The organism is Pseudomonas sp. BN607 (assembly GCF_029871175.1).
In the GTDB taxonomy this organism is placed as follows: Bacteria; Pseudomonadota; Gammaproteobacteria; order Pseudomonadales; family Pseudomonadaceae; genus Aquipseudomonas.
The window spans coordinates 105,291-121,427 of sequence record NZ_SSOE01000023.1; the positions used below are offsets into that span (position 1 = coordinate 105,291).

The following is a 16,137-nucleotide window of genomic DNA, read 5'->3' on the forward strand; positions in this document are numbered from 1 at the left end:
ACCAATCAGTACATTGAGCAGCCCACTGAGATAGCAGTTTCTGCCCAACCCCTTATCCCACCAGCTTATACAGGTCCACCAGTGGAAATCTTCAAGGAATTCACATTCGAATCGGCCCACCGCCTGCCTCACGTCCCTGAAGGGCACAAATGCGGCCGTTTGCATGGCCACTCGTTCAAGGTCGGCCTGCACCTGACCGGCCCGCTCGACCCGCACACCGGCTGGATCCGCGACTTCGCCGAGGTCAAGGCGATCTTCAAGCCTATCTATGATCAGCTGGACCACAACTACCTGAACGACATCCCCGGCCTGGAAAACCCCACCAGCGAAGTGATCGCCAAGTGGATCTGGGATCAGGTCAAGCCGCTGATGCCGGAGCTGTCAAAGGTGCGTATTCATGAAACCTGCACCAGCGGTTGTGAATATACCGGCGACTGACCTGGTGGCGTTGGCTTCAAGGCCTGTCCAACGCCTGTGTCAGCCCTGCGCGCTGCCCATGGCATCGCGCAGGAAGCTGGGGGCGATGTAGCGCTGGTAGTGCGCCTCGGACAGCAAGAAGAACTCGCGGTCGATGGCATCGCGCAGTTGCGGCAGGTCCCAACCGCGAAATTCCGGCAGCAGCGCCATGCCGTAGGCCTCCAGATCACGGATCATCCGCGCCCCGCGGGCGATCAGCTGGTAGGCCCAGCAATACTCGGACTGCTGCTCGACAAAGCGGATCGAGCGCTGCTCCAACTGCTGGCGCAGCAGGCCTTTGTCGAACACCTCAAGCTTGGCCATCATCACCTGTACCAGCAACTGCTCAAGGCGCAGCCACACTGCGCGCTTTTGCGCGTCGTCGTAGCCGTTCCAATTGATCACTTCGTGGTGAAAACGCTTGCAGCCACGGCACACCGTGTCTCCGTACACCGTGGAGCACAGGCCGACGCAAGGGGTTTTGATGGACTTGTTGGACATGAAAAACAACGGCTTGGCGGTGGCACAAGGACCCATGTTAGCCCTTTGTCTAACCAGGGTCACCCGTTAAAGTCATCTTCTGCGCCTTACTTTCAGGCTTTTTTTGCCGTAGAATCATCCCGCCTTTTCAAAGGCAACAATGTCCGTTGGAAGCTGTTTTCAAAGCGTCACGAGCACAGTTGATCCGGTAGAACGGCGTTGGCCCGGGCCATGCACCCCTCGCATGCCCGAGCCAGCCCTCATCAGCCCCCCGTTCTGCAGGCGTAAAACTTTGAAAGCAGCTTCTGTAAGGATTCTTTGCGACCCTGGCTGGGCGGCCCACAAAGCCGTGGCAGCGCATGGGTGCATCGAATGCTGGATAAGCGTCCCGGACCCCCTTTAGGGACCACTGATGAGGGAAATAACTGTGCTTGAAGCCTACCGCAAACACATCGAAGAGCGCGCCGCCCTGGGTATCGTGCCCCAGCCGCTGAACGCCGAACAAACTGCAGGCCTGGTCGAGCTGCTGAAAAACCCGCCGGCCGGCGAAGAAGCCTTCCTCGTAGACCTGATCACCAACCGCGTACCACCAGGGGTCGACGAAGCTGCCTACGTCAAGGCCGCTTTCCTCTCCGCCGTCGCCAAGGGCGAAGCCACGTCGCCACTGATCGACCGCAAGCACGCTGCCGAGCTGCTGGGCACCATGCAGGGCGGCTACAACATCGAAACGCTGGTAGCGCTGCTGGATGACGCCGAACTGGGCGCCGTCGCGGCCGAGCAGCTCAAGCACACCCTGCTGATGTTCGATGCCTTCCACGACGTGGCTGAAAAAGCCAAGGCCGGCAACGCGCACGCCAAGGCCGTTATGGAATCGTGGGCTGCCGGCGAGTGGTTCACCTCGCGTCCGGCCATTGCCGACAAGTACACCCTGACCGTGTTCAAGGTGCCAGGCGAAACCAACACCGACGACCTGTCGCCTGCCCCGGACGCCTGGTCGCGCCCTGACATCCCGCTGCACGCCCTGGCCATGCTGAAAATGGCCCGCGACGGCATCGAGCCGTCGCAGCCAGGTTCGGTCGGCCCGCTGGCCCAGATCGAAGCGGTCAAGGCCAAGGGCTTCCCGGTTGCCTATGTTGGTGACGTGGTCGGTACCGGTTCGTCGCGTAAATCCGCCACCAACTCGGTGCTGTGGTTCTTCGGCGACGACATCCCGTACGTGCCGAACAAGCGCGCCGGTGGCTTCTGCTTCGGCACCAAGATCGCCCCGATCTTCTACAACACCATGGAAGACGCTGGCGCCCTGCCGATCGAATTCGACTGCACCAACCTGGGCATGGGCGACGTCATCGACGTCTACCCGTTCAAAGGTGAAGTACGCCGCCACGAAAGCGATGAGCTGGTTACCACCTTCGAACTGAAAACCGAAGTACTGCTGGACGAAGTTCGCGCTGGCGGCCGTATCCCGCTGATCGTAGGCCGTGGCCTGACCGAAAAGGCCCGCGCCGAGCTGGGCCTGGGTGCTTCCGACCTGTTCAAGAAGCCAGAGCAGCCTGCCGACACCGGCAAAGGCTTCACCCTGGCACAGAAAATGGTCGGCCGCGCTTGCGGCCTGCCAGAAGGCCAGGGCGTGCGCCCAGGTGCCTACTGCGAGCCGAAGATGACCACCGTCGGTTCCCAGGACACCACTGGCCCGATGACCCGCGACGAGCTGAAAGACCTGGCATGCCTGGGCTTCTCTGCCGACCTGGTAATGCAGTCGTTCTGCCACACCGCGGCCTATCCGAAGCCAATCGACGTCACCACCCACCACACCCTGCCAGACTTCATCCGCACCCGTGGCGGCGTGTCGCTGCGCCCGGGCGACGGCATCATCCACAGCTGGCTGAACCGCATGCTGATGCCTGACACCGTGGGTACTGGTGGCGACTCGCACACCCGCTTCCCGATCGGTATTTCGTTCCCGGCCGGTTCCGGCCTGGTAGCCTTCGCCGCTGCCACCGGCGTCATGCCGCTGGACATGCCAGAGTCGATCCTGGTGCGCTTCAAGGGCAAACTGCAACCAGGCATCACCCTGCGTGACCTGGTACACGCCATCCCTTACTACGCCATCCAGAAGGGCCTGCTGACCGTCGAGAAGAAAGGCAAGAAAAACGCCTTCTCCGGCCGTATCCTGGAAATCGAAGGCCTGGACGAACTGACCGTCGAGCAAGCCTTCGAGCTGTCCGACGCTTCGGCCGAGCGCTCCGCTGCCGGTTGCACCATCAAGCTGCCAGAGAAGGCTATTGCCGAGTACCTGCAGTCCAACATCACCCTGCTGCGCTGGATGATCGGCGAAGGCTACGGCGATGCCCGCACCCTGGAGCGTCGCGCCCAGGCCATGGAAGCCTGGCTGGCCAAGCCTGAGCTGCTGTCGGCCGACGCCGATGCCGAATACGCCGAAATCATCGAAATCGACCTGGCCGACGTCAAAGAGCCTGTGCTCTGCGCGCCGAACGACCCGGACGATGCCCGCCTGCTGTCCTCGGTACAGGGCGAGAAGATCGACGAAGTGTTCATCGGTTCGTGCATGACCAACATCGGTCACTTCCGCGCGGCCGGCAAGCTGCTGGACAAGGTCAAGGGCGGTATCCCGACCCGTCTGTGGCTGGCTCCGCCAACCAAGATGGATGCTCACCAGCTGACCGAAGAAGGCTACTACGGCATCTACGGCAAGGCCGGTGCGCGCATGGAAATGCCAGGCTGCTCGCTGTGCATGGGTAACCAGGCACGTGTGCAGACCGGTTCGACCGTGGTTTCCACTTCGACCCGTAACTTCCCGAACCGCCTGGGCGACGCTACCAACGTGTACCTGGCATCGGCCGAGCTGGCTGCTGTTGCCTCGATCATCGGCAAACTGCCGACCGTCGAAGAGTACATGCAGTACGCGAAAGACATCGACAGCATGGCTGCCGACGTTTACCGCTACCTGAGCTTCGACCAGATCGCCGAGTTCCGCGAGGCGGCAGCCAACGCCAAGATCCCGGTGGTTCAGGCGTAAGCTGAGTTGTAAGGTGTAACAGAAAGCCCCGGCAGCGATGCCGGGGCTTTTTTGTTCGCCCTGTCCCGCCTTCCTGCAGCAGCCTTGATAGGCCTCGCGCTGCTCAGATCACGAACAGATCCACAAACCTGTGCACCGCCATCTGTTCCAGCGTTTGCTGGTCCTTGCACAGTTCGACAATCTGCTGACACCGCTGCCGGGCAAAACGTGTCGCCAGGTTAGCCCTGAACTTGCTCTCCAGCAGTGGTATGCCCTCCCCGCGCCGGCGCCGATGCCCTATCGGGTATTCCACCACCACCTGCTCGGTACTGCTGCCATCCTTGAAGAACACCTGCAGCGCATTGGCGATCGAACGCTTGTCTGGCTCCAGGTACTCACGGCTGAACCGCGGGTCTTCCACCACTTCCATCTTCTCGCGCAAGCGGTCGATGCTCGGGTGGTTGGCATGAAAGGCGTCTTCATATTGCTCGGCTACCAGATGCCCGAAAATCAGCGGCACCGCCACCATGTACTGCAGGCAGTGGTCGCGGTCAGCGGCATTGGCCAGCGGCCCGCTCTTGGAAATGATACGGATTGCCGACTCCTGGGTGGTGATGACGATACGGTCGACTTCGTGCAAGCGGTTACGCACCTTGGGGTGCAGGGTCACCGCCGCCTCGCAGGCCGTCTGGGCGTGGAACTCGGCAGGGAAACTGACCTTGAACAGTACGTTTTCCATCACGTAGCTGCCCAGCGGTTGCGGCAGGCGCAGCTCGTACTGGCCGGCAGGCTTGAGCGCCAGGTCCTTGTTGGTATGGCTGAACGACACATCGTAGAAGCCCCACTGCGGCGCCGTGAGCACACTTGGCACGCCCATCTCGCCGCGCAGGGCGATGTCTGCCAGGCGCACGCCGCGGCTGGAGGCATCGCCTGCAGCCCAGGACTTGCGCGACCCGGCGTTGGGGGCATGGCGGTAGGTGCGCAACGCCTGGCCGTCGACAAAGGCATGGGACAGCGCGCTCAGCATCTGCTCGCGGTTGGCGCCCATCAGCCTCGCGCACACGGCCGTGGAGGCCACCTTGACCAGTATCACATGGTCAAGGCCCACGCGGTTGAAGGCGTTTTCCAGCGCGAGCACGCCCTGGATTTCGTGGGCCATGATCATGGCCTGGAGCACATCACGCATCAGCAGCGGCTGCTCGCCTGCGGCCACATGCTTCTGCGACAGGTGATCGGCGACCGCCAGGATGCCACCGAGGTTGTCCGAGGGGTGGGCCCACTCAGCGGCCAGCCAGGTGTCGTTGTAGTCCAGCCAGCGCACCGTACAGCCAATGTCCCATGCGGCCTTGACCGGGTCTAGGCGGTAAGCAGTGCCGGGAACGCGCGCGCCATTGGGCACCACGGTGCCTTCCACCTGGGGGCCAAGAAGCTTGGTGCACTCCGGGAAGCGCAAGGCCAGCAGCCCACAACCGAGGGTGTCCATCAGGCAGTTGCGCGCAGTGTCCAGGGCCTCGAGGGATTCGACCCGGTAGCCGAGGGCGTAATCGGCCAAGGTTTGCAGCACCCGGTCGTAGTCCGGGCGGTCGTTGAGGTCTACGTTGGCGCTCATATCCAGCTCCCTTCAGAATTGCCGGGGCTGCTGTGCAGCCCTTCGCGGGCTTGCCCGCTCCCACAGATTGACCACAGCATTCAGAACCAGTGGTTACCCTGTGGGAGCGGGCAAGCCCGCGAAGGGCCGCAAAGCGGCCCCAACGAACTAAAGCCGAGCGCCAGTGGTGCGTTAGAAGCTATCGCCAGGCACGCGAACCCAGCCCTCCATCAGCACGCGAGCACTGCGGCTCATGATTGCCTTGGTTACCGTCCACTCACCCTCCACCTGGCGCGCCTGGGCCCCAACCCGCAAGGTGCCCGAGGGGTGGCCGAACCGTACGGCACTGCGCTCACCCCCACCAGCAGCAAGGTTGACCAGCGTACCCGGAATGGCCGCTGCGGTGCCGATTGCCACCGCCGCCGTTCCCATCATGGCATGGTGCAGCTTACCCATCGACAACGCCCGCACCAGCAGATCGATGTCGCCCGCCTGCACCGTCTTGCCACTGGACGCAGTGTAGGTGCTCGGCGGCGCGACGAAAGCGACTTTCGGCGTGTGCTGACGCCCGGCAGCCTGGTCGACGTTTTCGATCAGGCCCATGCGCACTGCTCCATAGGCACGAATGGTCTCGAAACGCAGCAGCGCCTGGGGGTCACCGTTGATGGCATCCTGCAGTTCCGTACCGCTATAACCAATGTCGGCGGCATTGAGGAAAATGGTCGGGATGCCGGCATTGATCAACGTCGCCTTCAGGGTGCCCACACCGGGCACTTCCAGGTCATCGACCAGCTTGCCGGTGGGGAACATAGCCCCGCCGTCACCGTCCTCGTCGGCGGCGGGGTCAAGGAACTCCAGTTGCACCTCGGCGGCCGGGAACGTGACCCCGTCCAGCTCGAAGTCGCCGGTCTCTTGCACTTCGCCTTCGGTGATCGGAACGTGAGCGATGATGGTCTTGCCGATATTGGCTTGCCAGATGCGCACGGTGGCAACGCCATTGCGCGGAATACGCGCCGGGTCGACCAGGCCGCTGCTGATGGCGAACGAACCGACCGCAGCAGAGAGGTTGCCGCAGTTGCCGCTCCAGTCGACGAAGGCCTTGTCGATGCTGACCTGGCCAAACAGGTAGTCGACATCGTGTTCGGGCTTGATGCTTTGCGACAGGATCACGGTCTTGCTGGTGCTGGACGTGGCGCCGCCCATGCCGTCGATCTGTTTGCCATAGGGGTCGGGGCTGCCGATTACCCGCAGCAGCAGTGCGTCGCGAGCGGGGCCTGGAATTTGCGCCTGCTCGGGCAGGTCTTGCAGGCGGAAGAACACGCCTTTGCTGGTGCCGCCACGGATGTACGTGGCGGGGATTTTGATCTGGGGTACATGTGCCATTGTCTTGGGCATCCTGATAGTCCGGTGAAATACCCTGGGGCCGCAAAGCGGCCCCCGATTCATGCTCAGGCGGTCGCTTCGAGGAAGTCCTGGGCAAAGCGCTGCAGCACCCCGCCCGCTTCGTAGATGGACACTTCCTCGGCGGTGTCCAGGCGGCAGGTCACCGGTACCTCCAGGCGCTCGCCATTGGCGCGGGTAACCACCAGGGTCAGGGTCGCCCGTGGCGTACGCGCCCCCAGGACATCATAGGTCTCGCTGCCATCCAGGCCCAGGGTCTTGCGGTCGGTGCCCGGCTTGAACTCCAGCGGCAGCACGCCCATGCCTACCAGGTTGGTCCGGTGAATGCGCTCGAAGCCTTCGGCGACGATTGCCTCGACACCCGCCAGGCGCACGCCCTTGGCCGCCCAGTCGCGCGACGAGCCCTGGCCGTAGTCAGCACCCGCGACGATGATCAGCGGCTGCTTGCGCTGCATGTAAGTTTCGATCGCCTCCCACATACGGGTAACCTTGCCTTCCGGCTCGATTCTCGCCAGCGAGCCCTGCTTCACGCTGCCGTCTTCCTTGCGCACCATTTCATTGAACAGCTTGGGGTTGGCGAAGGTGGCGCGCTGGGCGGTCAGGTGGTCGCCACGGTGGGTAGCGTAAGAGTTGAAGTCTTCTTCCGGCAGGCCCATTTTCGCCAGGTACTCACCTGCCGCGCTGTCGAGCATGATCGCGTTGGACGGCGAGAGGTGGTCGGTGGTGATGTTGTCCGGCAGCACCGCCAGCGGGCGCATGCCGCGCAGGGTGCGCTCACCGGCCAGGGCCCCTTCCCAGTAGGGAGGGCGGCGGATATAGGTGCTCATCGGGCGCCAATCATACAGCGGCGCAACTTTCGGCCCGCGGTCTTCCTCGATGGCGAACATCGGGATGTAGACCTTGCGGAACTGCTCCGGCTTGACCGCCGCACGCACCACCGCATCGATTTCTTCGTCGCTGGGCCAGATGTCCTTGAGGCGGATCTCCTTGCCGTCGACCACCCCCAGTACATCCTTCTCGATGTCGAAGCGGATGGTACCGGCGATGGCGTAGGCGACCACCAGCGGTGGCGAAGCCAGGAAAGCCTGCTTGGCGTACGGGTGGATACGCCCGTCGAAGTTACGGTTACCCGACAACACGGCAGTGGCGTACAGGTCGCGGTCGATGATTTCTTGCTGGATCACCGGGTCCAGGGCGCCGGACATACCGTTGCAGGTGGTGCAGGCGAAGGCGACGATGCCAAAGCCAAGCTGCTCCAGCTCCTTCTCCAGCCCTGCCTCCTCCAGGTACAGCTGCACCGCCTTGGAGCCGGGTGCCAACGACGACTTGACCCACGGCTTGCGGGTCAGGCCCAGCTTGTTGGCATTGCGCGCAATCAGGCCTGCGGCAATCACGTTGCGCGGGTTGCTGGTGTTGGTGCAACTGGTGATGGCAGCGATGATGACCGCGCCATCCGGCATTTGCCCCGGCACTTCCTCCCAGCTGCCGGCGATGCCTTTGGCCGCCAGGTCACTGGTGGCGACGCGGGCATGCGGGTTGGACGGGCCGGCCATGTTGCGCACCACGCTCGACAGGTCGAAGCTCAGGGTGCGCTCGTAGACGGCGCCGCTCAGGCTGTCAGCCCACAGGCCGGTGGCCTTGGCGTAGGTTTCCACAAGCTTGACCTGCTGCTCCTCGCGGCCGGTCAGGCGCAGGTAGTCGATGGTCTGTTGGTCGATCGCGAACATTGCCGCCGTGGCGCCGTATTCCGGGGCCATGTTGGAGATCGTGGCGCGGTCACCCAGGGTCAGGGCGCGCGCACCTTCGCCATGGAATTCCAGGTAGGCGCCCACGACTTTCTGCTTGCGCAGGAATTCGGTCAAAGCCAGCACCAGGTCGGTGGCGGTGATGTTCGGTGCCAGCTTGCCGGTCAGCTCGACCCCGACGATTTCCGGCAAGCGCATCCACGAGGCGCGGCCGAGCATGACGTTTTCCGCCTCCAGGCCGCCCACGCCAATGGCGATCACGCCCAGTGCATCGACGTGGGGAGTATGGCTGTCGGTGCCGACACAGGTGTCTGGATAGGCCACGCCGTGGTCGTTGTGAATAACCGGCGACATCTTCTCCAGGTTGATCTGGTGCATGATGCCGTTGCCCGGCTGGATCACGTCGACGTTCTTGAACGCCTTCTTGGTCCAGTTGATGAAATGGAAACGGTCTTCATTCCGGCGGTCTTCGATGGCGCGGTTCTTGTCGAACGCTTGCGGGTCGAAGCCACCGCACTCGACGGCCAGGGAGTGGTCGACGATCAACTGTACCGGCACCACCGGGTTGACCTGGGCGGGGTCGCCGCCCTTGTCGGCGATGGCGTCACGCAGGCCGGCGAGGTCGACCAGCGCAGTCTGGCCGAGAATGTCATGGCACACCACGCGCGCCGGAAACCACGGGAAGTCGAGGTCGCGCTGGCGCTCGATCAGTTGCCCCAGCGAGGCGTCGAGGGTGGCCGGGTCGCAGCGGCGCACGAGGTTTTCGGCGAGTACGCGTGAGGTGTAGGGCAGGCCGTCGTAGGCGCCGGGCTTGATCGCCTCGACCGCCGCGCGGGCATCGAAGTAGTCCAGATCGGTGCCTGGCAGGTGCTTGCGGTATGCAGTGTTCATCATGGAATCAGGCTCGGTCACAGGATTCGGAAGGTTTTACCGTACCTGTGGAAGCGGGCGGCCCGCGAATGCGTCAGCAGCTGCACAGTGGTTGCAAGGCCGGGCGCATTCGCGGGCAAGCCCGCTCCCACAAGGAGAACGGGTTGCCTCTCTATAGCTATTCAGCGCTGCTCGATCGGTACGAACTGGCGCTGCTCGACGCCGACATACTCGGCGCTCGGGCGGATGATGCGGTTGTTGGCACGCTGTTCGAACACGTGCGCCGCCCAGCCGGTCAGGCGCGAACAGACGAAGATCGGGGTGAACAGCTTGGTCGGGATACCCATGAAGTGGTACGCCGAGGCATGGTAGAAATCGGCATTGGGGAACAGGCGCTTCTGCTCCCACATGGTCTTGTCGATGGCCTCGGAAACCGGGTACAGCACCTTGTCACCCACTTCATCGGCCAGTTGCTTCGACCAGCCCTTGATGACCTCGTTGCGCGGGTCGGACTCTTTGTAGATGGCATGGCCGAAGCCCATGATCTTGTCTTTGCGCTCCAGCATGCGCAGCAGCTCGGCGGTGGCTTCCTGGGGGCTCTGGAAGCGCTCGATGAGCTCCATGGCTGCCTCGTTGGCGCCACCGTGCAGCGGGCCGCGTAGCGAACCGATGGCTGCAGTAACGCAGGAGTACAGGTCGGACAGGGTCGAGGCACAGACGCGGGCAGTGAAGGTCGAAGCGTTGAATTCGTGCTCGGCGTACAGGATCAGCGATACGTTCATGACCTTGACGTGCAGCTCGCTCGGTTTCTTGCCGTGCAGCAGGTGCAGGAAATGGCCGCCGAGGGTGTCTTCATCGCTGGTGCAATCGATGCGCACCCCATGATGCGTGAAGCGGTACCAGTAACACATCACGGCCGGGAACAGCGCCAGCAGGCGGTCGGTCTTGTCACGCTGGGCCTCGAAGGTAAGTTCGGGCTCGAGGGTGCCGAGCACCGAGCAACCGGTGCGCATCACGTCCATCGGGTGGGCGTCGCGCGGAATGCGCTCCAGCACTTCCTTCAGTGCTTGCGGCAGGTCACGCAGGCCCTTGAGCTTGCGCTTGTAGTCGGCCAGTTCAGCCTGGGTTGGCAGCTCGCCGTACAGCAGCAGGTAGGCGACTTCTTCGAACTCGGCATCGGCTGCCAGGTCACGCACGTCGTAACCCCGGTAGGTCAGCCCGGCACCGGCCTGGCCCACGGTCGACAGTGCGGTCTGGCCGGCCACCTGGCCGCGCAGGCCTGCGCCACTGAGTACTTTTGCTTCGGCCATGGTGTTTCTCCTTTCTTGAACTTGTTATAGGAAGCGATCTGGCTAATTCGGGAGCGGCTGGCTCAACCTTTCTTCTGGGCGAACAGCGCATCCAGGCTCTGCTCGAAGGCGTGGTAGCCAATGGCATCGTAGAGCTCCATGCGGGTCTGCATGGTGTCGATCACGTTCTTCTGCGTGCCGTCGCGGCGCAGCGCGGTGTACACGTTCTCGGCCGCCTTGTTCATGGCGCGGAATGCCGACAGCGGGTACAGCACCAGCGACACGTCGACCGAGGCCAGCTCTTCAGTGGTGTACAGCGGCGTGGCGCCGAATTCGGTGATATTCGCCAGGATCGGGGCCTTCACCCGGTCAGCGAAGGTCTTGTACATCTGCAGTTCGGTGATGGCTTCCGGGAAGATCATGTCGGCACCTGCCTCGATGCACGCCTCGGCACGGTCCAGAGCGGCATTCAGGCCTTCGACCGCCAGGGCGTCGGTACGCGCCATGATCACGAAGCTGTCATCGGTACGGGCGTCGACGGCTGCCTTGATGCGGTCGACCATTTCCTGCTGGGTGACGATTTCCTTGTTCGGCCGGTGGCCACAACGCTTGGCGCCTACCTGATCCTCGATGTGGATCGCTGCTGCGCCGAACTTGCTCATCGAGCGCACCGTGCGGGCCACGTTGAAGGCCGAGGCACCGAAGCCGGTGTCGACATCCACCAGCAGCGGCAGGTCGCACACGTCGGTGATGCGGCGCACGTCAGTCAGCACGTCATCCAGGCCGCTGATGCCCAGGTCTGGCAGGCCCAGGGAGCCCGCGGCCACGCCACCACCGGACAGGTAGATGGCCTTGAAGCCGGCGCGTTTGGCCAGCAGGGCATGGTTGGCATTGATGGCGCCAACCACCTGCAGCGGGTGTTCAGCGGCAACGGCGTCGCGGAAACGCTGACCAGGGGTGCTCTTCACAGTCATTTCTCACCTCGTGGGCTGTTGTTGTGGGCGTCCAGGTAATGACGCTCGATATTGCGCTTGGACGCGCCGATGTGCCGGCGCATCAGGAGTTCGGCCAGCTCGCCGTCACGGTCGGCGATGGCATCGAGAATGCGGTGGTGCTCGGCAAAAGCCTGGCGCGGCCGGTTGGGCGTGGCAGAGAACTGGATGCGGTACATGCGCACCAGCTGGTACAGCTCGCCGCAGAGCATCTTCACCAGGGTCTGGTTGCCGCTACCCTGGATGATCCGGTAATGGAAGTCGTAGTCGCCTTCTTGCTGGTAGTAACCTACGCCGGCCTGAAACGCAGCATCACGCTCGTGGGTATCGAGCACCCGGCGCAGCTCGTCGATGTCGGCCTGGCTCATGCGCTCGGCGGCCAGGCGGCAGGCCATGCCCTCCAGCGACTCGCGGATTTCGTACAGTTCGATCAGCTCGGCGTGGTTGAGCGAAACCACCCGCGCCCCCACATGCGGCACACGCACCAGCAGGCGCTGCCCCTCCAGGCGGTGGATGGCCTCGCGCAGCGGGCCGCGGCTGATACCGTAGGTACGCGCCAGCTCAGGCTCGGAAATCTTGCTGCCGGGGGCGATTTCACCCTTGACGATGGCCGCCTGGATGCGCCGGAAGACGTTTTCGGACAAGGTTTCCGTTTCGTCTGTCAGCGCCGCGGCAGGGGTGGAAAGGTCTTGCATATTGTCGACACCTTGAAAATCCATAGCGCTGAAATTAGCGAATCAAGCCATTCAAGTCAAAGACAAAATCAATATTGTCGACAATCGTCTAAGAACGAACTAACGATGGCCATGCGCTGTCATATCGCGCACCGCTGGCGTCAAGACGTCGGCGTGATAGAATGCCGCGCCTCCGATGGGGTATGGATAGCCTGTCTGTCATTCATTGATGCTTGTTGACAGATGAACGAGGAAGCTTGCGCAGTAGTTGCCAGTCACCTTGACCTGAACCTTGCCTAGAACCTTGCACTGCACCGCGCCAGGATTATGAGACTTACACCCGTTTTATTGCTGCTATGCCTCACCCTGCTACCGGCCATTGGCCAGGCGGCGGGCAAGACCGTGTATGGTCTCAACGAATATGCACGACTGGGCGACCTGGACCTGGAAGTGGCCGCCAAGCTCGACACCGGTGCCAAGACCGCATCGCTAAGTGCCCGCGATATCAAGCGGTTCAAGCGCAATGGCGAAAGCTGGGTGCGCTTCTACCTGGCCATCGACGCCGCCCACTCACACCCGATCGAACGTCCGCTGGCACGTGTCAGCAAGATCAAGCGCCGGGCCGGCGACTATGATGCCGATTCGGGCAAGGCCTACACTGCCCGCCCGGTCATCGAACTCGAAATATGCATGGGCCAGGCCGTACGTACCATCGAAGTCAACCTCACCGACCGCAGCGCCTTCCAGTTCCCGCTGCTGATCGGTTCCGAGGCCCTCAAGCACTTCGACGCACTGGTTGATCCAAGCCTTAAATACGCGGCCGGCAAACCTGCCTGTGCCACCGACGCTCCCAAAGCAGAGTAATCCCGATGCGCTCTCTTACCCTCCATCTGAAAGTCCTGATCACCGTGCTGGTGCTGCTGGGCGTGGCCGTCACGGCTTATCAGATTTTCTTCCTCGGCATCCCGGTGACCGAAGATGAAACCGACGACCTGTGGAATATCGACGCCAAGGTCGAATTCGTGGCCAGCACCAAGGACCCGGTCAAGGTGCAGATGTTCGTGCCACCGCTGAACCGCGACTACGTCAGCCTCAACGAGAGCTTCATCTCCAACAACTACGGGGTCAGCGTCAACCGTGCCGACGGCAACCGCAAGGTGACCTGGTCGGCCCGTCGCGCCAGCGGCAACCAGACCCTCTACTATCGCCTGGTGCTGACCAAGCGCTACAGCAACGAGAAGACCACGGTCAAAGGGCCGACCTTCCGTGACAGCCTGGCCATCGAGGGCCCCGAAAAGATCGCTGCCGAAGCCCTGATGGCACCGATCCGCCAGCACTCGGCCGACGTCGAAACCTTCGTCAGCGAGACCATCAAGCGGGTCAATAACCTCAACGACGACAACGTCAAGCTGCTGCTCGCCGGTGACACTTCGCCGATGAAGAAGGCCCAGGTCATCGACTTGCTGCTGTCCATCGCCCACGTGCCGATGGAGAAGGTGCACACTATCCGCCTGGTGGCCGACACCCCGCAAACCCCGGAACTGTGGCTGCGCAGCTTCAACGGCAGCGACTGGTTGTACTTCAACCCGGACACTGGCGAGCAAGGCCTGCCGAGCGACCGCCTGCTGTGGTGGACGGGTGACGACAACCTGATCACCGTCGATGGCGGCAAGAAGGCCAACGTCACCTTCAGCATGAACAACAGCGAGATGAACGCCATCCGCCTGGCCAAGCTGACCGACGAGAACACCGACGCCGACTTCCTCGAGTACTCGCTGTACGGTCTGCCACTGCAAACCCAGCAAACCTTCATGATCATGGTAATGATCCCGATCGGCGTGCTGGTGATCCTGGTGCTACGCAACCTGATCGGCCTGCAGACCCTGGGTACCTTCACCCCGGTGCTGATCGCCCTGGCCTTCCGCGAGACCCAGCTGGGCTTCGGTATCGTGCTGTTCACGGTAATCACGGCACTCGGCCTGTCGCTGCGCTCGTACCTGGAACACCTGAAGCTGCAAATGCTGCCACGCCTGTCGGTGGTACTGACCTTCGTCGTGGTGCTGATCGCGGCCATCAGCCTGTTCAGCCACAAGCTGGGCCTGGAGCGCGGGCTGTCGGTGGCGCTGTTCCCGATGGTGATCCTGACCATGACCATCGAACGCCTGTCGATCACCTGGGAAGAGCGTGGTGGCGGCCATGCCATGAAAGTGGCCATCGGCACCCTGTTCGCCGCCTCGCTGGCACACCTGCTGATGATGGTGCCGGAGCTGGTGTACTTCGTGTTCACCTTCCCTGCCGTGCTGCTGATCCTGGTGGGCTTCATGCTGGCAATGGGCCGCTACCGCGGCTACCGCCTGACCGAGCTCGTGCGCTTCAAGGCATTCCTGAAGAAGGCTGACGCCTGATGTTTGGCCTGATCAAGACGTGGAAAGCCCTGGAGGCCCGGGGCATCATGGGTATCAACCGGCGCAACGCGGACTACGTGTTGAAGTACAACAAGCGCCACCTGTACCCGATCGTCGACGACAAGATCATCACCAAGGAGCGCGCCCTGGCGGCGGGCATCCATGTGCCGGAAATGTACGGCATCATCGAGACCGAGAAGCAGATCGACAAGCTTCACGAGATCATCGGCGGCCGCAGCGACTTTGTCATCAAGCCGGCGCAAGGGGCTGGCGGTGACGGCATCCTGGTGATTGCCGACCGCTTCGAGGACCGTTACCGCACGGTCTCGGGCAAGATCATGAGCCACGAGGAAATCGAGCATCAGGTCTCGAGCATCCTCACCGGCCTGTATTCGCTGGGCGGGCACCGCGACCGCGCGCTGATCGAATACCGGGTGACCCCGGACCAGATCTTCAAGAGCATCAGCTACGAAGGTGTGCCGGACATCCGCATCATCGTACTGATGGGCTACCCGGTAATGGCCATGCTGCGCCTGCCGACCCGCCAGTCAGGCGGCAAGGCCAACCTGCACCAGGGCGCCATCGGCGTCGGGGTCGACCTGGCCACCGGCGTGACCCTGCGCGGCACCTGGCTGAACAACATCATCAGCAAGCACCCGGACACCACTAACGCGGTGGACGGCGTGCAGTTGCCGAACTGGGACGGCTTCATGAAGCTGGCCGCCGGTTGCTATGAGCTGTGCGGGCTGGGTTACATCGGTGTGGACATGGTGCTGGACCAGGACAAAGGCCCACTGATTCTGGAGCTCAACGCCCGCCCGGGCCTGAACATCCAGATTGCCAACGACTGCGGCCTGACCCAGCGCACCCACGCCATCGAAGCGCACATCGAGGCGCTGGCCAAAGATGGCGTTACCGAAGACGCGGAGCAGCGAGTGAAAGTGTCGCAGGGGCTATTCGGGCACGTGCATCCCGGCTGACAGCGCCGGGCCGCTCCCACCTGTGGGGGGCAACTTGCCCCCGAAACCGACGCCTTGGTGGATGGCACGGGCTTCGCCCGTGTTCGCGGGACAAGCCCGCTCCCACAGGGATTGCGCTAGCGTCTAGAAATTCAGCAAGCCAGTTGTTTCCCCAGGTACTGCATCAGCCTCAAGCCTGCGGGGTTGGACCTGTGGGGTTGGAACTGTGGGGGTACCTGTGGGAGCGGGCTTGCCCCGCGAA

The 16,137-nt window shown here is 62.8% G+C and carries 12 protein-coding genes; 5 read left to right on the top strand and 7 right to left on the bottom strand.

All coding sequences use genetic code 11. From position 1 onward, the window contains the following. Window positions 1-81: 81 nt before the first annotated feature. Complete coding sequence (gene queD / locus E8E68_RS04590; RefSeq protein WP_003250327.1) at window positions 82-438, top strand: 6-carboxytetrahydropterin synthase QueD; 357 nt, start codon at window positions 82-84, stop codon at window positions 436-438. A 39-nt stretch (window positions 439-477) separates the two neighbouring features. Here queD and E8E68_RS04595 read toward each other — a convergent pair whose 3' ends face one another. Continuing rightward, window positions 478-957, bottom strand: a complete 480-nt coding sequence (locus tag E8E68_RS04595) for a DUF1289 domain-containing protein (RefSeq protein ID WP_266030484.1) — start codon at window positions 955-957, stop codon at window positions 478-480. 406 nt (window positions 958-1,363) lie between these two features. Between E8E68_RS04595 and acnB the strand changes: the two genes are divergently transcribed. Further along, a complete protein-coding gene (acnB, locus tag E8E68_RS04600) occupies window positions 1,364-3,973 on the top strand; it encodes a bifunctional aconitate hydratase 2/2-methylisocitrate dehydratase (RefSeq protein ID WP_110745017.1) in 2,610 nt (869 codons plus the stop codon). A 103-nt stretch (window positions 3,974-4,076) separates the two neighbouring features. On the opposite strand, the gene prpD is transcribed toward acnB, so the two are convergent. The 6 genes from prpD to E8E68_RS04630 form a co-directional block, all read right to left on the bottom strand. After that, on the bottom strand, window positions 4,077-5,561 hold the full coding sequence (gene prpD / locus E8E68_RS04605) for a 2-methylcitrate dehydratase (protein ID WP_047604059.1): 1,485 nt from the start codon (window positions 5,559-5,561) through the stop codon (window positions 4,077-4,079). A 171-nt stretch (window positions 5,562-5,732) separates the two neighbouring features. Then, a complete protein-coding gene (gene prpF / locus E8E68_RS04610) occupies window positions 5,733-6,923 on the bottom strand; it encodes a 2-methylaconitate cis-trans isomerase PrpF (protein ID WP_266030337.1) in 1,191 nt (396 codons plus the stop codon). Between the two features lie 65 nt (window positions 6,924-6,988). After that, window positions 6,989-9,577 (bottom strand): Fe/S-dependent 2-methylisocitrate dehydratase AcnD, encoded by a 2,589-nt coding sequence (acnD, locus tag E8E68_RS04615; RefSeq protein WP_110745014.1) that lies wholly within the window; start codon window positions 9,575-9,577, stop codon window positions 6,989-6,991. Window positions 9,578-9,738: 161 nt separating this feature from the next. Next, window positions 9,739-10,866: a 2-methylcitrate synthase gene (gene prpC, locus E8E68_RS04620; protein ID WP_110745013.1), complete on the bottom strand. Its 1,128-nt coding sequence runs from the start codon at window positions 10,864-10,866 to the stop codon at window positions 9,739-9,741. Between the two features lie 62 nt (window positions 10,867-10,928). Further along, entirely contained in the window at window positions 10,929-11,819 is an 891-nt protein-coding gene (gene prpB / locus E8E68_RS04625) for a methylisocitrate lyase (protein WP_110745012.1), read from the bottom strand. After that, the gene (locus E8E68_RS04630) at window positions 11,816-12,532 is read right to left on the bottom strand and encodes a GntR family transcriptional regulator (RefSeq protein ID WP_266030339.1); all 717 of its coding nucleotides are present in this window, start codon (window positions 12,530-12,532) and stop codon (window positions 11,816-11,818) included. The genes prpB and E8E68_RS04630 overlap by 4 nt, the downstream gene beginning before the upstream one ends. 306 nt (window positions 12,533-12,838) lie before the next feature. On the opposite strand from E8E68_RS04630, the gene E8E68_RS04635 reads away from it, so the two are divergent. The 3 genes from E8E68_RS04635 to E8E68_RS04645 are packed head-to-tail and all read left to right on the top strand — an operon-like array spanning window position 12,839 to window position 15,896. Next, entirely contained in the window at window positions 12,839-13,375 is a 537-nt protein-coding gene (locus E8E68_RS04635) for an ATP-dependent zinc protease (protein ID WP_110745010.1), read from the top strand. Between the two features lie 5 nt (window positions 13,376-13,380). Further along, complete coding sequence (locus E8E68_RS04640) at window positions 13,381-14,916, top strand: inactive transglutaminase family protein (RefSeq protein ID WP_266030340.1); 1,536 nt, start codon at window positions 13,381-13,383, stop codon at window positions 14,914-14,916. Beyond that, window positions 14,916-15,896 carry an alpha-L-glutamate ligase-like protein gene (locus E8E68_RS04645; protein ID WP_110745008.1) on the top strand — a complete coding sequence of 327 codons (981 nt, stop codon included), beginning with the start codon at window positions 14,916-14,918 and terminating at the stop codon, window positions 15,894-15,896. Before E8E68_RS04640 ends, E8E68_RS04645 begins: the two co-directional genes overlap by 1 nt. Window positions 15,897-16,137 lie beyond the last annotated feature (241 nt).